Origin of the sequence: Actinomadura scrupuli, from assembly GCF_050971785.1 — a bacterium.
GTDB lineage: Bacteria > Actinomycetota > Actinomycetes > Streptosporangiales > Streptosporangiaceae > Actinomadura_E > Actinomadura_E scrupuli.
In genome coordinates, this window is record NZ_JBPCCU010000005.1 from 318890 (window position 1) to 339462 (window position 20573).

Genomic DNA, 20573 nt, shown 5'->3' on the forward strand with positions numbered 1-20573 from the left:
CACAACGAACGCACCCGAAAGGTGGCGGGGGAATGAACACCATGAACGGCTCCGGGCTGGCCCGATATATCCAAGATTGGCGCCCATCGGCCCGCATCTCCTACGACCTGATCTCCCCGGTCCAGGCGGCCGCGCTGGCCGGGCTGCTGGGCGGTCCGCACCGGGCCGCGCAGGCCGGTGACCGGCTGCCGGCGTTCTGGCACTGGCTCTACTTCCTGGAATGGCCCGCACAGGACGAGCTGGGGCCGGACGGCCACCCGGCCCAGGGGCACTTCCTTCCTCCGATCCCGGCCCGGAAACGCATGTTCGCCGGGGGCCGGCTGACCGTGCGGGCACCGATGCGGCTCGGTGCCACCGCAGAGCGCATGTCGGCTCTCGCCGGTGTCGAGGCGAAGGAGGGTCGCACCGGGGAGCTGTTGTTCGTGACCGTACGTCACGAGATCCGGCAGGACGGCGAGATCCGGCTGGTCGAGGAGCAGGATCTGGTCTACCGGTCGGACGAGACGAAGACCGCGGTGACCAAGCCGGTGGAGGCTCGGCCGCAGGAGCCACCCGTCTCGTCCTCGCCCTGGCAACGGCCGCTGACGGCCGACCCCGTACTGCTGTTCCGGTTCAGCGCGCTCACCGCCAACGCCCACCGCATCCACTACGACCAGGCCTACACCCAGGACGTGGAGGGCTATCCCGGGCTCGTGGTGCACGGCCCGCTGCTCGCCGTCCACATGACCGAACTGGCCCGCCGCAACGCGCCCGACCGGGAGATCGGCTCGGTCCGCTACCGCCTGCGCCGTCCTGTCTTCGCCGGCGATCCGGTGCTGGTGACCGGTGAGCCCGCCGCCGACGGCGGCACGGCGCGGATGTCCGTCATCGGCGCGCCGGATCAGGTCATGGCCGACGCGGAGGTGACCTTCGCATAGTCGCGGCCGGGATCTCAGCGGTCGGGATCTCCACGGCCGGGACCTCAATGGCCGGGGTCTCAGCGGCCGGGGTATCAAACGGTCGGGGTCTCGACGGCCGGGACTGCAGGGGTCGGGGGCATCAGCGGGCGGCCACGACGGCGCCTCCGTCGGCCCGGGGGTCGCTGCCCGCCTCGAGCGTGCCGTCCGGGTGCACGGCGATCGCCTGGGCATGGCCGGTCGACTCCGACCGGGCGGGGAGTTTGATGAGGGGCGCGCCGGTCGCGACGAGTGAGGCCCGTACCTGGGCGGTGACGTCGGCCTCGAGGGCGATGGTGTCCTCGCGTTGACCCACCTCCAGGCCGCCGACGATCCAGCGCGGCGCGGCGACCGCCGCCGCGGGGGTGGCACCGCCGAGCAGGCGCAGGAGCAGCTGGGTGTGGATCTGCGGCTGCCCCTTGCCGCCCATCGTGCCGTTGACCCAGGCGAGCCGCTCCGCCCGGGTCGCCATGACGGGCATGAGGGTGTGGGCGGGGCGTTTGCCGGGGGCCAGGGCGTTCGGTGAGCCGGGGGAGAGGGAGAAGAACGAGCCACGGTTGTGCATGAGGATCCCGGTCTCCGGTTCCAGGATTCCGGCGCCGAAGCCGTGGAAGAGACTCTGGATCAGTGAGACGGCGAGTCCGTCGGTGTCGGCGGTGACGACTGCGACCGTGTCCCCGCTCGCGTGCCCGGTGGCGGCCACGGGGGAGGAGACCTGCGCGAGGTCCCGCAGCCGGTCCGGGTCGAGCAGCGCGGCCACGTCGACCTCGGCGAAACGGGGATCGGCCAGCCGTCGGGTGCGGTCGAGGATGCCGTGGTGGAAGATCGCGGCCAGCCGTCCCGCGTCGGCGCCGAGCGGGTCGCCGACCTGCTGCTCGGCGAGCGCGCCCAGAGCCTGCAGGAGCAGCACACCCTGGGTGTTGGGCGGGCTGGTGTGGATCTGGTGGCCGTGGAAGGTACGCGACAGTGGTGTGGTGAGCTCGGCCTGGTAGGAGCGGAGATCCTGCATGTCGAGCGGGGAGCCGAGCCGGCGCAGGCCGTCGGTCAGCCGTTCGCCGAGGGAGCCGGAGTACAGCGTCCGTACGCCCTCGACGGCGAGGGCAGCGAGGGTCCCGGCCAGTGCCTCCTGCCGCAGGGTGCCGCCCTCGGCGAGCGGCGTCCCGCCCGGGCTGAACACCTCCCGCATGCCCGGGTCGGCCGCGACGAGGTCGGCGGCGTCGGCGATCGCCTCGGCCAGCCCCCGCACGACCGGTGTCGCGGCGGCGTGCTCGATGGCCCGGGTGAAAAGCTCGCGCCAGGCGAGCGCCGCACCGGCCTGGTGCAGGGCCGCCCAGCCGGCCGCGACGCCCGGCACGGTGATGGTGTCGGGGCCGGTGACGGGCATCTCGCCGTACCGTGCGGCCACGTCCGCCAGGGAGGCGCCGCGCGGGGCGGGACCTGTCGCGTTGACGCAGGCGATCCGCCCGTCCGGGGTGCGGATCAACGCGACCAGATCGCCGCCCAGCGCGGTGTTGTGCGGATAGACGACCGTGAGCACGGCGGCGGCGGCCAGCGCGGCGTCGACCGCGTTACCGCCCTGCCGCACCGCCTCCTGCCCCGCGGCGGTCGCGAGTACGTGCGGTGTGGCGATGGCGCAGCTGTAGGTCATGGTGTCCCTCGGGGATGACGTGCGACGGTCTTCCAGCCAGGAACTCTAATCTCGCAGCTCAGACCGCACCGTACCGGGCCCCGGGCCGGTGAGCGCCGGTCGTCGGGGGGAGAGCGTTCGCGTGAGCAGGGCGCTACGGCCCCTGGGCCTGTGCGCGGTGGTTCCAGCGGGGGCGGGGGCGTCGGATGGTGTACCGCCATCGTCCTGAGTTGTCGTGGGAGATGGTGAACCATTCGGGGTGGGTGTATTTGAGGCGGTTGTGGAAGGCGCACGCGGGGGCGAGGCGGTCGATGTCTGTGGTGCCGTGGTCGGTCCAGTTATGGACGTGGTCGAGTTGGCACAGTCGTGAGGGGATGTCGCATTCGTCGGCGGCGCAGGTGGGGTACAGGGCTTCGAGTGCACGTCGTTGGGCGGGGGTGACGAAGCGGGTTCTGCGGCCGAGGTAGAGGGGGTGTCCGTCGGATCCGAGGATGAGCGGGGAGATCCCGGCATTGAGGGCGATGATGCGGGCCCGGGCCGGGGCGAGGGGGGTGCCGTCGGCCAGGCGGGCGCGGATCCGCCACCCACCGGTGGGGTTCTCCAGCGGCCACACCGGGACCCGCACTTTCCCCTCCAGCACCCCGTCACCGGCGCTGACGTCACCGATGCTGACGTCACCGGTACCGACGTCACCGGTACCGAGGTCATCGGGGTCACCGGCACCGACATTGGTACGGGTACCGGAGTCCCCCGTACCCGAGTCGCCGGTACCCGAGTCCCCGGTACCCGAGTCCCCGGTACCGGTACCGGCGCCAGGCTCGCCTTCGGCCGCGGGGCCGAGACGGGCACCGCGATCGGCGGCCGGCTCGACGGGGTGGCTGGTACCGGAAGGCGGCCATGCCGGAGAGTGGTCCTTGCCCACCGAGTCGGTTTTCACCTCGCCGGCAGTATCCGCGCACCCATCCGCATCGGCATGCGTGTCCGCGTCGACGTCGGCATCGATGTGCGCGTCGGCTTCGCCTCTGGTCTGGGCGTCGGTGTCGGCTTCGCCTCCGGTAGCGGCTTCGCCTCCGGCGTGGGCGTGGGCGTGGGCCTCGGTTCCGGCGTCGGCTCCGGTGTCGGCCGCATCGTGACCGGTGCCGTCGTCGGTCAGTTGGATGACCAGGGTCGCGTTCCAGCCGCTTGTCCCGCCGGTCAGCAGCATGCGCAGCGCGTCGGCGTTGCGCTCGGCCTGGTCGCGGGTGTCCTCGGGGCCGGCGGGCTTGGCCAGTGGTGCGAGCCGATCGGCCAGCAACGCCGCCAACTCCACGTCCAGATCCCCACGGACGCAGCCACGGCCACCCAGGTAACGCGACAGGCGCAGCCACGAGCGGGCTCCGCGCCGGGCGTCCTTGCCGGGGTCGTCGGTGCCGTCGCGTTCGGCGACGACCTCGGCGATCCGCTCCCCCAGCTTCGCGACCTTGGTCGCCGACACCCCCTCGAGAGCCGCGTCCAGCAAGATGTGCTCGGCCGCCAGGGCGTCCTCATCCGACAGGCGCGCGACGGCCTGGCAAATCGTCGCGGCGTACCCATACGGCAGCTTCCCGGCGGACAGCAACCCCGCCGTCCGCGGCAGCCGCGGCAACTGGCGGCCCACCGTCATCCGCTCGAAGGCGCGGCCGGTGCGCATCCCCAGCGCCGCCGTCAGCCACCCGGGCGTCCCCGCATACCGCTGCCGCAACGGCTCGGCAGCGGCATCCGCCCGACCCACCAGAGCCGCCAGCGCCGCCTCACCCAGATCCAGGGCGGCACCCAGGCGCTCGGCCAGCTCGAGGCAGGTCGCGGGACATGGCGGCGCGGGCCGTGCGGCCAGCACTCCCAGGGCCGCGTGGGTCAGCTCCACCAGCTCCCCGCTGGTGGCCGCATCCAACTCCGGCACCGACCGCACACCACCAAGCTACACACAGTCACCGACCTAACTCGAACACATATTCGAGAACGTCACCATCGGGTAAGCCCAGCCGGAGCGGGCCCTCCGGCGGTGGGCGAGCCTGTCGCGCCAAGGTGGGCCGTACGCGGCAGGATCGCGCCCCAGGATCACTGGCATGCCTGGCAGGGCCGCCGCTCAAGAGCCGGGACAGGCGGTGCACACCGTTCCGTACGCCTGGGTGGACCACGCCACGGTCGGGCACCTGGAAGCGGTCGACGCATGGGATGCGGACCGTCAAGGTGCGACGGCGATTTGCAGGTATATCGTCAGATATGAGGAGAAACGTCTTGTTTATGGGGATTGTGATGGTCGGCCACGAGAGATCAAAGGAGGTCCGCAGGGTTACCCCCGATTGAACGGTTGCTCATCCGCCGCCTCCGGCGGAGAAAGAAGACAGATCATGTCCGGCAACAAAGGTGTCGCCTACATGGGTCCAGGCACGGTCGAGGTGCACGCGACCGACTACCCGGAGTTCGAGCTCAAGGACGGACCCGGCGTCAACCCGGCCAACGTCGGCCGCAAGGTCCCGCACGGAGCGATCATCAAGGCCGTCGCCACCAACATCTGCGGTAGCGACCAGCACATGGTCCGTGGCCGCACCACCGCGCCGGTCGGCCTCGTCCTCGGTCATGAGATCACCGGTGAGGTCGTCGAAACCGGCCCCGACGTCGAGTTCATCAAGGTCGGCGACCTGGTGTCCGTGCCCTTCAACATCGCGTGCGGCCGCTGCCGCAACTGCAAGGAGGGCAAGACCGGCGTCTGCGAGAATGTCAACCCCGACCGCCCCGGCTCGGCCTACGGCTACGTCGACATGGGCGGCTGGGTCGGCGGTCAGGCCGAGTACGTCCTGGTCCCCTACGCCGACTGGAACCTGCTGAAGTTCCCCGACAAGGAACAGGCGATGGAGAAGATCCTCGACCTGGCCATGCTCGCGGACATCTTCCCGACCGGCTACCACGGCTGCGTCACCGCCGGGGTGCGGCCGGGGGCGACCGTCTACATCGCCGGTGCCGGTCCGGTGGGGCTCGCCGCCGCCGCCTCGGCGTTCCTGCTCGGGGCCGCGGTGGTCATCGTCGGCGACCTGAACAAGGACCGGCTGGAGCAGGCGCACAGCTTCGGCTGCGAGACCGTGAACGTGGCCGACGGCGAGCCGAAGGACCAGATCGAGCAGATCCTCGGCGCCCCTGAGGTCGACTGCGGTGTCGACGCCGTCGGCTTCGAGGCGCACGGTCACGGGAGCGAGTCCGACACCGAACGTCCCGCCACCGTGCTGAACACGCTCATGGAGATCACCCGCGCCGGCGGCGCGCTCGGCATCCCGGGCCTGTACGTGACCGGTGACCCCGGCGCCAAGGACGAGGCCGCCAAGCAGGGATCGCTGTCCATCCGCTTCGGCCTCGGCTGGGCCAAGTCGCATGCCTTCTTCACCGGCCAGTGCCCCGTCATGCGGTACCACCACCAGCTGATGACGGCGATCCTGCACGACCGGGTGCAGATCGCCAAGGCCGTCAACGCCACCCCGATCCCGCTCGACCAGGCTCCCCAGGGTTACGAGGACTTCGACAAGGGCGCCGCCCGCAAGTACGTCCTGGACCCGCACGGCATGCTCGCCAAGGCCGGGTAGCCGACCCGTCACCCTCCGGCCCGGCGACGCGAAGGCGTCACCGGGCCGGAACCCGTCCGTGGGCGGCGGTGGCCCGGCCGGTGATCTGGGCGGCTGCGGAACGCGGCCTCGACGGCCGTGTTCCGGCGCTGCAACGTCGGCTGGCGATGAACCTCTCCGAGCTCGGTGCGGCCCGCTGAGCCGCCTCCCCACGGCACGTGTCAAGATTTTTCGATCTCCTGGCGGCGTTTTCAGGTGGTGTGTTCCCGCCATGGGGAGGAAGGTCAGTGTCATGCAGATACCAGCCCAGCAGCGGGCACTTCGAGGTCATGTGAGCGGACGTCGTTGCCGGCACCGGACGGCCCTGACCGACGGGGCCCGATCGGTGCCCGGCGAGCAGGAGGCGTCATGGCGTCGCTGAACCCGGACCGATCCGAGTGGGACGTCATCGTCGTGGGCGGAGCGGCGGCGGGTGAGAACGCGGCCCAGTACGCCACGCAGTTCTCCGGGCTCGAGGCCGTCATCGTGGAGAAGGAGCTCGTGGGAGGCGAGTGCTCCTACTGGGCGTGCATGCCCAGCAAATCCCTGCTGCGCCCGGTCGAGATGCTCTCGGCGGCGCGGGATCTCCCCGGGGTCAAGGAACTGCTGAACGGGCGGCGGATGGACGCGGCGGCCGTGCTCGCCCGCCGCGACACCGTGGTCAACCACCTGGACGACGCCTCCCAGGTGAAATGGGCGCTCGACACCGGGATCGACGTCATCCGGGGCGCCGGGCGGCTGACCGGGGAGCGCACCGTGGCGGTGCGCGGCGCCGACGGCGCGGAACGGACCATCACGGCCCGGCACGCCGTCGTGCTGGACACCGGCAGCTCGCCGCTGATCGCCGACGTCCCCGGACTGCGCGAGGCCCGGCCGTGGACCTCGCGCGACGTCACCAACATCCACGAGATCCCGGACCGGGTCGTCGTGGTGGGCGGGGGCGTGGTGGCGTGCGAGGCCGTGACCTGGCTGCACGGGCTGGGCGTCGCCGAGCTCACCATCGTCGGGAGAGCGCCGGGGCTGCTGGGCCGCAACGAGCCGTTCGCCGGTGACCTCGTCCAGGCCGGATTCGCCGAGGCCGGGGTCACCGTGCTCCTGGGGGAGCAGGTGACCCGGGTCGAGCGCGCCCACGTCAACGCGGCCGGCATCGGCCTGGTGCACGGCGGGCCGGTCACGGTGACGCTCGGCGGGGGCGGCGTGCTGACCGCGGACGAGATCGTCGTGGCCACCGGCCGGGTGCCCAACAGCACCGGCATCGGCCTGGAAAGCGTCGGTCTGGAGGGCGGTGGCCCGGTCCACGTAGATGATCACTTGACGGTCGAGGGCGTGCCGGGGGAGTGGCTGTACGCCATCGGAGACCTGTGCGGGCGGGCTCTTCTGACGCACGTCGCCAAGTACCAGGCGCGGATCGCCGGTGAGGTCATCGCGGCGCGGGCCGCGGGACGCCCCCTGGACGACGCGCCGTTCAACCCGTACACCGACATCGTCCATCCCGGTCACGTGCCGCAGGTGACCTTCACCGACCCCGAGATCGGATCGGTGGGCATCACCGAGGCCCAGGCCCGTGACTCGGGTCTGGAGGTCGAGACGGTCGAGTACGACCTGGCGCAGCTGGCCGGCACGTACGTCCTTCGGGACCACTATGTCGGGCGGGCGAAACTGGTGATCGACTCCCGGGCCGATGTCCTTCTGGGCGTGACGTTCGTGGGCACGGGGGTGGCGGAGCTGACCCATTCGGCGACGATGGCGGTCCTCGCCCGCATCCCGATCCCGGTGCTGCGGCACGTCGTTCCCAGCTATCCGACGATCAGCGAGGTCTGGCTGCGCCTGCTCGAGAGCCTGAACTCCACCCGACGGCGCTCACCCTCCGTCAGCACCTGACCGGACAAATAGTCTAATAGCGGTATTTATTACGGCGAAAATGCACTGTCCGTATCCGCGTGCCGGTGTGCGGGCGGTGCTGCCGGGAAGGGATAGCGGTCCAGGAACCCGGCGCCGGCGAGGACTCGCCGGCAAGGGAGGAGGCGCTCTCCGCCATGGACGTGTTGATCGTGGGCGCGGGCCCGGCGGGGCTGATGCTCGCCGGGGATCTCGCCGCCGCCGGGGTCGGCTGTGTGGTGCTCGAGCGGCGCGAGGGGGAGTCCAACCTCACCCGTGCGTTCACCGTGCACGCCCGCACTCTGGAGCAGCTGGACGCGCGGGGCGTCGCCGACGAGCTGGTCGGGTCGGGTTCTCGCCTGGCGACCCTGCGGTTCGCCGGTGGCGTCGAGCTGAAGCTGTCCCGGCTGCCCAGCCGGTTCCCCTACGTGCTGGTGACCCCGCAGTACGAGACCGAACGGGTGCTGGGGGAGCGCGCCCGGGCCCTCGGCGCCGAGATCCGCACCGGCACCGAAGTGATCGGGCTGCGGCAGGATCCGGCCGGTGTCGACGTGCAGGTGCGTGCCGCGGACGGCTCCACCCGGACGCTGCGGGCGGCCTATGTCGTGGGCGCCGACGGGGCGCGCAGCACGGTGCGGCGGGCGCTGGGCCTGTCGTTCCCGGGCCGGTCGGCGGTGCGGTCGGTGATGCTGGCCGACGTGCGGCTGTCCGACCCGCCGCCGGAACTGCTGACCACCAACGGCACCGGGGACGCCTTCGCGTTCCTGGCGGCCTTCGGCGACGGCTGGTACCGGATCATCGCCTGGAACCGCCGGCATCAGGTGCCCGATGACGCGCCGCTCGATCTGGAGGAGATCCGCGAGGTGGTCCGGCGGGCGCTGGGCACCGACCACGGCATGCACGACCCGCGGTGGATGTCGCGGTTCCACAGCGACGAGCGGCAGGTGCCGCGCTACCAGGTCGGCCGGGTGTTCCTGGTGGGCGATGCCGCGCACGTGCACTCACCGGCCGGAGGTATGGGGCTGAACACCAGTATCCAGGACTCGGCCAACCTGGGCTGGAAGCTCGCGGCGGTCCTCGAAGGGCATGCTCCGGCGGGGTTGCTGGAGTCGTACCATGCCGAGCGGCACCCGGTCGGGCGGCGGGTGGTGCGCATGAGCGCCGGCCTGCTGCGCTTCGTCCTGACCGTGCCGCCGGTGCTGTGTACCGCCCGCAACGTCGTGGCCCGTTCGGCGACGAGGGCGCGGCCGGTGACCCGCCGCCTGGCCGGGATGGTCTCGGGTGTGGACATCGCCTATCCGGCGCGGCATGGCGCGCATCGGCTGGCCGGCCGGCGGGCGCCGGATGTTCCGCTTCGCGATGGGCGGCGGTTGTACGAGGCGTTGCGGACCCGGCGGTTCGTGCTGGTGATGCCCGAGGGTGAGGCCGTGCCGGTCTCGGTACTGACGGGGTGGGCGGACCGGGTGGAGTGCGCGATGCTGTTCGGCCCCTCCCGCAGCACGGTGCTGGTCCGGCCGGACGCCTACATCGCCTGGGCCACCGACGAACCGCACCCGCAGGCCCGCGCCGACGCCATCGAGGGGGCGCTGAACGCCTGGTGCGGCGCGCCCGCGCAGACCACCACGCCGGCCGCGGCCCGCCGATGACGCATTCGGTTTCGTTTCTCGCTGGCGCCCGGCCGGGCGGCGGGTGTGAGCGGAGCGGCTATACGGGCTTCTCGACGTGGTCGCGGAATCGGCGGGTGACCGCGGCGAGCTCCTCGGGGGGCGAGGAGCCCAGCATCGTGAGGGAACCGTAGGTGTGCTCGGTCTGCCACGCGCACTCGGTGAGGACGGCGACCGGCAGGGCGGGAACCGCGTTGCCGCCGGCGGTCACCTGGCCGCAGGCCGCCTTCCCGCCGTGCGGTCCCGGATCGGTCTCGCCGAACTGCTTCCAGCTTGTAGTGATGGTCACGAGTGATTCGCCGGCCTGCGGCGGGTTGGCGCGGAGCCGGGCGGGCAGGTCGCCGGGATCGCCGAGGTCTCCGGTGCCCGAGTGAAAGGTCATGAACCGGCCGGCCCCGTCCCGGTAGAGGGCGCTGACGACGTTCTGGGCCCGGCCGCCGACCACCTTCTGCAGATTCTTGTAGGCCGGTGTGGACGCCGCCAGCGGGGACGCCGCCCCGTCCAGCCGCAGGTCGCCCGCCTGGGCAGGAGTGACGATCCGGTACGTCCGGTCACCGGAACGCCCGGTGAGGACCACGGCCACCACCACGACGACGACCGCGACCACGGCCACCACCACGGCGGCCAGGAGCAGTACCGGCCGCCGGCGTCCGGTGCGGGGAGCCGGATGCGGGGGGAGCGTCATGCCACCTACCAAGGATCATCGCCGGGGCTCGATTGTCCCGCCTGGGCCGCCCGGCGGCCACCACTGACCGGAGATGGCCACGCATGCGACGCGGGGCCGGCCCGGTCAGTCCGCCTTGCTCAACGCCTTCGCGATCTCGTCGGGGGTGAGGCGCCGGGATCCGACGTAGTAGACGACGGCCGCCGCCGGCAGTTCGGTCTGCCAGCTCGGGTTGACCATCAGCACCTCACCCGCTCGCGCGGCGAGCATCGTGGCGCCGTACCGCCGGCCGAGCGAGGTCTGGCAGCGGTCGACGCTCACCGGGCCCAGGGACTCCGGCAGCCGCACCGAATAGGTGTCGGCGCCGCCGTGGGTCATCAGCTGCGTGTACACCTCGGTGATGCCGGGATCCTTCAGCTCCTCGGTGATCATGTGAATGCTGTGCCACTGGACGCAGCGCACGGTCTGGTCGATGTAACGCAGATGCCGGACCTTGCCGAGGTCACGCAGGGCGACGACGAGATGGGCGCCCTCGGCGACGTGGTCGGCGGTGAGCGCGACCGCGAGCGCCTCGTTGTCGTCGCGTGCGTCGACCAGCACGCTGGCCGCCCGCTGCACGCCCGCCCGGCGCAGTACGGCGTCGTCGGTGAGATCACCGCGCACGAACATGACGTCCCGGTCGGACATGGGATGCGTCAGCCCGTCGTCCCAGGCGCAGAGCACGATCTGACTGGAGCCGTCGGCGATCAGCTCGTCGACCATCTGCTCGGTCCGTCCCGCCGTGTAGCCGAGCAGCACCAGGTGGTTCGAGGCCTCCACCGTGATGGCACCGTGCATCCGTCGTCCCTTCGCTTTCTCCAGCGCCGTGGACAGCCTGGCGAACACCGTCGTCAGCGTCGCGATGCCGCCGATGATGACGTAAACGCCGACGGCGTGGCCCGCGGCCGACTTCGGGAACAGGTCGCCGTAACCGACGGTCGCGGCGGTGACCACGAAGTACCACCAGTAGTTGGCCGGCTCGACGATCGCGCTGTCCGGCTCCGCGAGTGCCATCAGGGGCCAGCTCGTCACGAACACCAGGCTGAAGACGAGAACCGGGGTCCACCACGTCCCCAGCATCGCGATCCGGCCCAACAGGCGAGCTAGTACGATGTGCAAGCTTCCTCCTGTAAGGCTCGCCCCGGTTCGGCCACCATAACCGGGCGAAACCGCCAAAGCAGCCCCCCGGAGCGATCAGATTCACCCCGTGTCACCTGGGCGGATGGCGAACCGGCCGGAGTCAGGCGGGCATGGTGGGTTCGGAGACCAGGGAGAAGCCGAGCATGACCGCCGCGGAGACGACGACGTGGCCGGGGGCGAGGTCCTCCTCGGTGGTCGCGCCGCCGCTTCCGTGGCTTCGGTAGCGCTCGTTGCCTGCGGATTCGGGGTCGACGTCCTCGATGTGCACGACGTGCCCGAGGCCTACACCGGCCGCTTCGGCATAGAGTTCCGCCTTGGCCCGTGCGGCTCGGACGGCCTTCTTGCGGGCTTCGGCGCGCAGTTCCTGCTTGGCGCGGACGTCGAAGTCGACGCCGTCGACCTTGTTGACTCCGGCGTCGACGACGTCGATCAGTAGCTGCTGGAGGGTGTCGAGGTCGGTGGTCTCGATGGTGAAGGAGGCCTCGCACTTGTAGCCCAGGTGCTTGCGCTCGTTGGAGTGAAAGGCGTACGCGCTGCTGAGCTGCAGATGCGAGGCTGAGACCGCGCCGTCGGCGATGCTGTGCCGGCGCAGGGTCTGGCGGAGTCCTGCCACGCTGGACTGGCCGGCCTGGAACGCCTTCTTGAGGGAGGGCTCGAGACGCTCGACCGCGAGGCGGATCCGGGCAAGGTCGGGCGCCGCCCGCACGCTCGCCGCCCCGTACGCGCTGACACCCCATGGATTGCGGATCTGCCGGTCGCGGAACACGCGGTACCTCCGGAATTCGTGAAACGACGCGGTGGGAGCTGAAACGGCGGGCCGTGGTGCATCTTCGAACGGCACCTGGCCGTTACGCCCGGGCCCGGCCGTTCTGGCGCCAGGGGACGGGAGAATGCGGTGGGCGCTGATCCGGGGGAGTCCTCTTCCCCCGGATCAGCGCTTGCTCACGTCGGGGCCAGGCTGAACCGCTGGGCGTCGGGGTCGATCGCGAGGATCCGGACCGAGACACGGGTGCCGATGGGCCAGGACTCCTGGGGCGCGAGACCGGTGCAGCCTTCGGACTCGACGAACGATCCGAACGGCACCTGCTCGGTCACCACGCCCTCGATGACGTCACCGACCCGGTGACGGGCGAGGAATTCCTGCCAGCTCATGAATGTCACCTCCTTCCGTTACGAGTCGCGGTACGCACTTCTCGTAACGGGGGCGGGCCTCTCGCCCGCGCGGTGATCAAGCAGAGGCCGGGTGCCCGTCCTGTGTGCGGCGCATGGCCGACCCGGCAGTCATGGACGAGATGTTAGCGAACGCAGCGGGGATATCCAGTCGGGCGGCGTCAGTTCTTGCGGGCGACGCCGCCGATGAGCCAGATGGGCCCCGGGTCCTGGACGATGCCGCCGAGCTCGGGGCGCCACGCGGGGAGGCGTACGACGCCGGGCTCGACGATGTCCCAGTCGTCGAGGAGAGCCGTGATCTGGGAGGCGGTCCGCTGCTCGGGGACACCCATCAGGGGTACCCGGTACGCCGCGGCGAGCTCCTCCCGGACCTCGCGGCGCGCGTGCGGCAGGGTATGGGAGATGGCCACGTAGCTCCCGGGTGCGACGGCCTTGTGCAGCTGGGTGATGGTGTGCCGCACCTCGTCGTCGTCCGGGACGAAGGGCAGCACCGCCAGCAGCATGATCCCGACCGGCTGCTCCAGGTCGATCAGTCGCCTCAGCTGGGGGGCGGCGAGGATGTCGTCCGGGCTGCGCAGGTCGGCTGGGACGACGGCGGTACGGCCGTTGCCTTCGAGCATCGCCTGGGCGTGCACGATCACGACGGGGTCATGGTCGACGTAGACCACCCGGGCGTCGGGCGCGAGGGACTGGAGGATCTCGTGGACGTGGCCCTGGGTCGGCAGCCCGGTGCCGATGTCGATGAACTGCCGGATCCCGGCGTCGACCAGGAAGCGAGTGACGCGACCGAGGAACCTGCGGTTCTCGCGAGCGACCATCGGCATTTCCGGCAGGAGCCGCCTGACCTGTTCGGCCGCCTCCCGGTCGGCGGCGAAGTTGTCCTTGCCGCCCAGGAAGTAGTCGTACACGCGCGCGCCATTGGGCCTCGTAGGGTCGAAGCCCAGCGAGGCGGCTGGTCGCTCAGGTCCCGGCACTGTACCCCTTTCGGTCGAGTTCCGATGATATCCCTGGTCTGTCGGCCGGATGTGGAGTGTCCCGTCGGCGGTGAGCCGGAGCCGGGGTGCGCCGGTGCGGGCCCGCGGGTCCTGTCTCGATCGCAGGCCGGCGGCGGCCACGATGGGGAGCTCGACAATTTTCTTGCCTGTCGTTTTCCGGTCCGGTGGCGACGTATTGGAACGTCCGGGGAAGTGCCGTCCAGGATGCCATCGGCGGCATGAATCCGCAGCTCGAAGGCCGGCGGCGGCAGGCTGGACGCAATGCCGCATTTCTCTGGTGAATTCGTATGATCCATTTATGTAGTGATGTGACAAAAGTAGTGTTTTGCCGCTGGATGGGGGAATTCGTCTGATGTGGCGATTAGCCTGAATGGTGTTCAGCGCCACGTCGGCGTGATCCCGAGACCCGGAGCCGACGCTCGTCATCCCCGTCGATCCGGGTTCGGTCCTCACCCTCAGGGAGTGATCTCTGATGCTCAAGCGTCTGCTCTTCGCCGCCACGCTGGTGGCGTCCCCGCTCCTTGTCACCGGCACCGCGGTCACCGGCACCGCACAGGCCTCCGAGCCGGGCGGCCACGCGTCGGCCCAGCGCGTCACCGTTACCTCCACCATGACCAGTTCGTGCATGTGGAAGGACGGTTGCTACAAGTGTTACAACTACAGAACGGCAAGCTGGGAGATCCAGAGTTGCGACGGTGACTCCGGCGATTAGCCGCATCGGCGACCAGCCTCCATGGGCACCGGCAGCCAGACCCGGCCGTGGCCGCGGTTCGCGCGACCACGGCCGAGCCGCGTCAGTCCAGGCAGAACTCGTTGCCCTCGGGGTCGGTCATCACGATGTAGCCGGCGCTCAGCGGGGGAGCGGGCTCGAAGCGACGTAGCCGCGTCGCGCCCAGCGCGACGAGCCGGTCGCACTCGGCCTCCAGCACCGCCATCCGCTCCTCTCCCTGCAGCCCGGGAGCCGTACGGACGTCGAGGTGGACGCGGTTCTTGGTGACCTTGTCCTCCGGCACCTGCTGGAAGAACAGCCGTGGGCCGTGCCCGTCCGGGTCCTCGATGGCCGATTTCGAGTTGCGCTGCTCCTCCGGTACGCCGACCCGCGCGAGGAAGTCGTCCCATGCGGCCAGCGGGTCGGCGCCCTCGGGCAGGTCGACTCCGGGCGGGCCGGGGTGGACGTAGCCCAGTACGTCGCGCCAGAAGGACGACAGCGCCCGCGGGTCGTGGGCGTCGAAGGTGACCTGGATGTGGCGGCTCATCGGGTTGCTCCGTTCGGCACGTGTTCCATGTGCGCGTAGAGGTCGCGCAGCAGGCAGACCTCGGACAGGTGGTGGGTCAGCTCGCGGTGGATGTGCAGCACCAGATCGGCCATGGGCGCCTCGGGGAAGGGCTCCTTCGCGCCGACCGGGACCCGGAGCCCGGCGTCGCCGAGGCCGCGCACCCCGGCCAGCCAGACGTCGAGCTGGGCCTCGAGCTGGCCGAGCGCGGTGGCCGCGCTGCCGGCGTACTCCCAGGTCTCGTACGACGCGGCCGGCGCGCCGAAGTGCGCCGCGTTGCGCGCGGCGAGCACACCGACGATGACGTGACCGAGTCTCCAGGCGATCGTGGTGAAGGCCGCGGGAACCGGCTGGGGGAAGGCGAAGTCGATCGTGAAGTCCCCGGTACCGGCCTGCACGGGCGCCGTCGAGCTGCCGCGCGGCCGCACGCTCCAGGCGTCCGGCACCGGCGACCAGAAGTACTCGTCGTCGGTGAGGCCGTCGAGCCGGGCTCGGACCTGATGGTCCCAGTGGTACTCCCACTGCTCGCGCAGTGTGCGGTTCCAGTCGAGTTCGTTTGCGTCCATGGAGCCACCCTGGCACCCCTAGCGGACAGGATGTGTCCGCTATCTCTGGCAGGGTGGGCGGCATGCGCGTGGCGGGCGGTGACGAGCGGGGGACGACGGAGCGGGTGCTCACCCTGCTCGGTCTGCTGCAGCAGCGCCAGGTCTGGACCGGCCCCGAGCTCGCCGACCGGCTCGGGGTCACGCCGCGCACGGTGCGGCGTGATGTCGAGCGGCTGCGCACGCTCGGCTATCCGGTGCATGCCTGCCAGGGGGTCGGCGGCGGCTACCGGCTCGGTCCGGGACAGGACCTGCCGCCGCTGCTCTTCGACGACGAGGAGGCGATCGCCACCGCGGTCTCGCTGCTCGCCGGGGCGGGGGGCGCGGTCGCCAGCGCCGGCGACGCCGCACTCCGGGCGCTGACCAAGCTCGACCGGGTATTGCCCGCCCGGCTGCGGCACGAGGTGCGCGCGCTCTCCGGCTCGGTGGAGTCCTTCGGCGGAGGGCGCACGCCGGTCGACCCCAAGGTGCTCATGACGCTGGCCAGAGCCTGCCGCGACGAGGTCGAGGCGGGCTTCGGCTACCCGTCCGGCAGCGACGTGCGACGGCGGCGGGTCGAGCCCTACCGCCTGGTCGCCTCCGACCGGCGCTGGTACCTCCTCGCCTACGACCTCGATCGCGACGACTGGCGCAGCTTCCGCCTCGACCGGATGACCGAGGTGGCTGCACGGACCAGGCGCTTCCGCCCGCGTGCGGCGCCCGACGCGGCGACGTACGTGCAGGAGGGGGTGGCGAGCCGGGTCTACCCGCACCAGGCGCGCTTCCTCGTGCACGCGCCGGCCGACACGGTGCGCGCGCAGATTCCGGCGTCGGCGGCGGTCGTACGCCCGCGGGGGAGCGAGCTCTGTGAGGTGCTCAGTGGCGCCGGCAACCTCGACTTCGTGCTCCTGCACGTGCTCCTGCTGGGGCACGACTTCCAGGTGCTCGACCCGCCGGAGCTCGCGAGGCGCTGCCGTGCGCTGGCGGAGAGACTGCTGTCGGCCGGTGCGGCGATCTCACCGGTGCCGGACTTGGAGGAGCGTCGGCCACGCGCTTGATCTGCTCGCCGGCTGTCGAGCCCCACGGACCAGCCAACTGCCCGAGGTGCGCGGTGGCCTCGTCCTCGGCAATGGGATCGACGCTTTCGCGGCACTGCCGCGCCCACGCTCGGGCTACCTGCCTCTGCCTCAGCGGGCCTGGTGGCCTGGGTTGCGTCGATGTGGGGTCGTCGTCCATCATCAACGACATGATCGATCGAAAGGGCGTTCTCCGCCCGGGCCTTTGAGCCCCGCCGAGCCGGTGAAAGAGCCGGCCGATGAATTTCTGCGTGGTTTCGAGCCGCTGCCGTACCCGCGGCGGATGCGAGAGCTGGCCCTGTACGCCCGCCGTTCCGGCGGGACCCCCGAGTTCGCGAGAGTGCTCAGGCAGCTGAGTGCGCGGGGCCGGTATGAGCGGCGGATTGCTCTGCATCTGGCCATGGCCGCACGTGATCTCACCTTCGTCGAGGATGCCCTCGCCGGTCCCGACCTGTCGCTCCGCCGTGCGGCGCTGCGGGCCGTACGGACACTTCCGGTCTCGGACGAGGCCGCTGCCGCGGTTCTGGCCGATGCGTCCGCCGAGCTGCGGTCGGCGCTGTACCGGACATTGCTCCATGGCGGCCGGGAGACATTGGCAGATCGGCTGCTGCCGGTGGTACGGGCACGCTGGGGCGACCGTGAGGCGGCGATGCTGCTGGCGGCCTGCGGCGGCCCGGTGGTCTCACGGTGGTTGCCGGAGCTGGCCCACGCGGTGACCTCCTGGAAGACCCTGGGGAAGCGTCATCCCGCCGTGGTCCTGGACGTCGCCGAGCGCGAGCTGGGGGCCGGCGGAGCGTGGCGCTGGCGGCGCCGACGGGCGGACGTGCTCGCCTCGAGCGTGCATGCGCAGCCGGAGCGGGTCCTGACCCTGCTGGAACTCCACGACCTCGGTGGCCACGCTGCGGAGCTGCCCTCGGCCGTGCTCGGAGCGTTGTTCAAGGCAGATGCAGTCCGGACGGCACGGCTGATCGGCGGTTCTCGGCGGTGGCATCGGCCGCCCGCGGTGCTCAAGGCCCATCTGCGTGTGTGCAGTGACCAGGAGCTCTCGGGTCTCGTCCGAACCGATTCTGATCGGATCGCCGAGGTCATGAAGGCCTTGCCGCCGGGTCGGCGGGAGGCCGTCTTCGATGCGGTCAGTGCGCTGCCCAGCGCTTCGTACTCCCTGTGGGCGTTGCCCCTTCTGGGGCTGCTCCCCGCTGAGCGGGCGGCGGCCGAGGCGCGGCGGATGCTGGAATGGCATGCGTCGGCCTGGCATTCCTCCCGCAGCATGGCGAGCGATCCAGATCTTCCGCTGCGACTCACCTCCTACCTGCCCTACGAGGAAGCCGCTGGTCCTGTCACCGACGCGGCGACCGGCGGGGACCCGCGACGGCGGAGTCTCGCGCGCACCCTGCTAGTCGAGTGCACCGCACGGACCGGAGACCCCGCGTTGTTCGCGGCACTGGTGTCCGGGCTGGCGCAACGCATGACGGGGGAGCGGGACCCGTTGCGCGGTGCGCTGCTGACCACCCTGGCCGGCCTGCGCCCGGCACTGTTCACCGACGCCTGCGCTCCAGCGCTGGAGAAGATCGCAGCCGACGCGGTGGAGGCGCGGGATTCTTCACCCGCCACCAGGGATGCCTTGCGCTCGCTGGCCGGGCGCGTCCTGCGCCATCACCGGGACGCGGCGTTGACCGCATGGGCTCTGGGCGTCTACGAGAAGCTGGTCGCGAGGTTCGGCGCGGACGGGCTCGGGCTCCCGCCCGCCGCCGCTTCCCGGCCGGTTCGCGCCCGGCGGAGGAGGGTCCACCACGGGGGAGAACCGGCGCCGCATCGGCTGGATCTGGTCCTGCGCCGCGGCCAGGAGCAGCAGCTCTTGGAAGAGTTGCGCCCGCATCTGCTCGCCGCCCGGCAACAACGGGACTATCGGCTGGTGGTGGCGCTCGCACGCCTGTTCGGTCGGCGATCCCGGCACCTCGGAGAGGTGCAGGACGGTCTCCGCGAGGCGATCCTCCAGGCTCCGGAGTCATGTGCACGCGAGGCCGCCGACCTCTGGCTCGCCGAAGCGGGAGAACGGGACGAGCGTGTGGCCGCCCTGGTCCGCGAGGATCCCTCCACTCTCATCCTCCCGCGTGTCTGGCGCACCGTGGCGGAGCGCCGCACTGATCTGCTGGTGCCGCTCCTGCGAGGAGACCGTCGCGGTCACCTGGCAGGAGCGAACGCCCTGTGGGTCCCGGAGATCTCCAGCGGGACGGTCGGCAGATGGACCCCGGCTCAGCGCGCATCAGTGCGTGCACTGCTCACCGGCATCGCCGGCCACGCCGGCGCGGTCCTCGCGGTCAGGACGTCAGCCGTCAGGGCCATGGCATTCGTTCCCGGTGACCCGGCGACGTTGGCCACCTGGGCGAGCGCAGAGGAGACCGTCCTGGCAGAGGCCGCGCTGGAAGCGCTGGGGGGCACTGATACGCCCGCCGAGGCACTGACGGCGCTGTTTCCGCATGCGCGTGGCCGGTCCTCGCCTGTCGCCGTGGCCGCCATCGCACGGTGCTGTCGCGCCATGCCGCCCTCCCTGCTCGGCCCCGTCCTGGAACAGGCGCTGTTCGGCCCGGACAGCAAGGTGACCCTGCGCAAGGAGGCCGTACGGCAGCTCTCGCGCAACCGGCCACCGGGGGCGGTCGACCTGCTGTTGCGCGCGTGGGACGAGCCCGACCTGCATCGCGATGTACGGGTCGCGGTGGCCGTCGCGCTGCGCAGCATGCCCGAGGACCGGCGAAGCCTGGAGGCGCTGACCGAGGCGGCCGGCCGGCATGCCGGTGAGCTCATGCTGCGCACCCTGTTCCAAGCACAACCGTGGGAGTACGCGCCCGCCCACCGGTCCGGCTACGCCGATCTGGTCCGCAGGCTGCTGGCCGCCGCGGACGGCCCAGGCGTACGGTTCCGGGGCGCCCGGGCCTTCGCCACCTGGGCGCCCTGGTACCGGGGCGGCTTCGACCAGATCATCGAGGCCGTCGCCGATCCGGTGGCACCCGGAGACGCCGCCGACATGCAGGTGTTCCTCGCCCTGCTGAAAACGGGCACGATCCGGGAGCAGACGCTCGACGTCCTCCGCAGTCTGATCACAGGGAGGCCCGACAGTACGGAACCGGACAGGGTCGGTTGCGACTCACCGGCCCGGGAGCGCATGAAGCTGATCGTGGGCCGGTTGAGCGATGGCAACTCGCACGCTGACGAACGAGAGCCCTGGCGAGCCGCACTCGCCCGGGACGCGGTGTCATTGCTCGCCGCCGACCCTTTCCACCTTCCTCAGGCGGCCGAGATCTGCGTAGCCCTGCTGCCCATCCCGCACACCCGGCAGAAGGCCGCCGAGCCGGGTGAACTCGGTGACGGGTTGTGCGAGCTGGCCGACCTGCTCCGCGGCAGACCGGTCCTGACGGTCCAGACCAGCACGTCGATCGAGCGCCGGCTGCGCTCCTACCGGGGAACAACCCGGGTCGAGCCCGCCGAGCTTCTCGCCGCCGCCCGCAGCCTGATCGCCCAGGACCATCTCGCCGCCGACCTGCTGGCCGTCACCGTCACGCGCACCGGTGGAGAGCGGGCCGGCTGGACGTCCGAATGGCGGGAGACGTTGCACGGCCTCCGGCTGTCAGCCCGGCCTGAGGTCAGCCAGCGAGCCTGGGACATCGCGGTGCACCGACCGTAGGCAGGCATCGCCCGGAAGCCTCCCGGACCGAACACGTCCCGGATGCACCTGGACGCATTCGTCCTCCTCAGATCGTGCTCCCAGTGGCCCGAGACACCGGGCCACACAACGTATTCGGTTCGGGGGCACCGCTGGATTGCGTACGAGGTGCTGGCCGTGGCGAGATCGGGATATAGGCGCCCCTTACCTGCGGCGAGCGCCGCGGGTAAGGGGCGCACCGATCACCGCATCTCCTACGGC

General features: G+C 71.2%; 16 protein-coding genes. 7 read left to right on the forward strand and 9 right to left on the reverse strand.

Annotated elements, in window-relative coordinates; genetic code table 11:
* The first annotated feature begins 32 nt into the window (after positions 1 to 32).
* Positions 33 to 917, forward strand: a complete 885-nt coding sequence (locus ACRYCC_RS24065) for an HTD2 family dehydratase (RefSeq protein ID WP_433815553.1) — start codon at positions 33 to 35, stop codon at positions 915 to 917.
* 121 nt (positions 918 to 1038) lie between these two features.
* On the opposite strand, the gene ACRYCC_RS24070 is transcribed toward ACRYCC_RS24065, so the two are convergent.
* Positions 1039 to 2583, reverse strand: a complete 1545-nt coding sequence (locus tag ACRYCC_RS24070; RefSeq protein ID WP_433815555.1) for a gamma-glutamyltransferase family protein — start codon at positions 2581 to 2583, stop codon at positions 1039 to 1041.
* Positions 2584 to 2716: 133 nt separating this feature from the next.
* Positions 2717 to 4480 (reverse strand): HNH endonuclease signature motif containing protein, encoded by a 1764-nt coding sequence (locus tag ACRYCC_RS24075; protein WP_433815557.1) that lies wholly within the window; start codon positions 4478 to 4480, stop codon positions 2717 to 2719.
* Positions 4481 to 4931: 451 nt separating this feature from the next.
* Here ACRYCC_RS24075 and fdhA point away from each other — a divergent pair, with 451 nt between their 5' ends.
* From fdhA to ACRYCC_RS24090, 3 genes are all read left to right on the forward strand, one after another.
* Positions 4932 to 6155, forward strand: coding sequence for a formaldehyde dehydrogenase, glutathione-independent (gene fdhA, locus ACRYCC_RS24080; protein WP_433815559.1), 1224 nt, complete (start codon positions 4932 to 4934; stop codon positions 6153 to 6155).
* A 387-nt stretch (positions 6156 to 6542) separates the two neighbouring features.
* Positions 6543 to 8054: a dihydrolipoyl dehydrogenase family protein gene (locus ACRYCC_RS24085; protein ID WP_433815561.1), complete on the forward strand. Its 1512-nt coding sequence runs from the start codon at positions 6543 to 6545 to the stop codon at positions 8052 to 8054.
* 155 nt (positions 8055 to 8209) lie between these two features.
* A complete protein-coding gene (locus tag ACRYCC_RS24090) occupies positions 8210 to 9697 on the forward strand; it encodes an FAD-dependent monooxygenase (RefSeq protein WP_433815562.1) in 1488 nt (495 codons plus the stop codon).
* A gap of 58 nt (positions 9698 to 9755) precedes the next feature.
* On the opposite strand, the gene ACRYCC_RS24095 is transcribed toward ACRYCC_RS24090, so the two are convergent.
* The 5 genes from ACRYCC_RS24095 to ACRYCC_RS24115 all read right to left on the reverse strand — a co-directional run bounded on the left by ACRYCC_RS24095 (position 9756) and on the right by ACRYCC_RS24115 (position 13702).
* Positions 9756 to 10400, reverse strand: coding sequence for a hypothetical protein (locus ACRYCC_RS24095; RefSeq protein WP_433815564.1), 645 nt, complete (start codon positions 10398 to 10400; stop codon positions 9756 to 9758).
* Positions 10401 to 10505: 105 nt separating this feature from the next.
* Entirely contained in the window at positions 10506 to 11537 is a 1032-nt protein-coding gene (locus ACRYCC_RS24100) for an ion channel (protein ID WP_433815566.1), read from the reverse strand.
* Between the two features lie 121 nt (positions 11538 to 11658).
* Positions 11659 to 12324, reverse strand: a complete 666-nt coding sequence (locus ACRYCC_RS24105) for an SIMPL domain-containing protein (protein WP_433815568.1) — start codon at positions 12322 to 12324, stop codon at positions 11659 to 11661.
* Positions 12325 to 12500: 176 nt separating this feature from the next.
* Positions 12501 to 12710 carry a S1 RNA-binding domain-containing protein gene (locus tag ACRYCC_RS24110; protein WP_433815570.1) on the reverse strand — a complete coding sequence of 70 codons (210 nt, stop codon included), beginning with the start codon at positions 12708 to 12710 and terminating at the stop codon, positions 12501 to 12503.
* Positions 12711 to 12889: 179 nt separating this feature from the next.
* Positions 12890 to 13702, reverse strand: a complete 813-nt coding sequence (locus ACRYCC_RS24115) for an SAM-dependent methyltransferase (protein ID WP_433815572.1) — start codon at positions 13700 to 13702, stop codon at positions 12890 to 12892.
* Positions 13703 to 14195: 493 nt separating this feature from the next.
* Between ACRYCC_RS24115 and ACRYCC_RS24120 the strand changes: the two genes are divergently transcribed.
* Positions 14196 to 14435: a hypothetical protein gene (locus tag ACRYCC_RS24120; RefSeq protein ID WP_433815574.1), complete on the forward strand. Its 240-nt coding sequence runs from the start codon at positions 14196 to 14198 to the stop codon at positions 14433 to 14435.
* 82 nt (positions 14436 to 14517) lie between these two features.
* Here ACRYCC_RS24120 and ACRYCC_RS24125 read toward each other — a convergent pair whose 3' ends face one another.
* Positions 14518 to 14979, reverse strand: coding sequence for a VOC family protein (locus ACRYCC_RS24125; protein WP_433815576.1), 462 nt, complete (start codon positions 14977 to 14979; stop codon positions 14518 to 14520).
* On the reverse strand, positions 14976 to 15563 hold the full coding sequence (locus ACRYCC_RS24130) for a DinB family protein (RefSeq protein WP_433815578.1): 588 nt from the start codon (positions 15561 to 15563) through the stop codon (positions 14976 to 14978). Before ACRYCC_RS24130 ends, ACRYCC_RS24125 begins: the two co-directional genes overlap by 4 nt.
* 62 nt (positions 15564 to 15625) lie before the next feature.
* Between ACRYCC_RS24130 and ACRYCC_RS24135 the strand changes: the two genes are divergently transcribed.
* Complete coding sequence (locus ACRYCC_RS24135; RefSeq protein WP_433815579.1) at positions 15626 to 16636, forward strand: helix-turn-helix transcriptional regulator; 1011 nt, start codon at positions 15626 to 15628, stop codon at positions 16634 to 16636.
* A 418-nt stretch (positions 16637 to 17054) separates the two neighbouring features.
* Positions 17055 to 20333 (forward strand): HEAT repeat domain-containing protein, encoded by a 3279-nt coding sequence (locus ACRYCC_RS24140; protein ID WP_433815580.1) that lies wholly within the window; start codon positions 17055 to 17057, stop codon positions 20331 to 20333.
* Positions 20334 to 20573 lie beyond the last annotated feature (240 nt).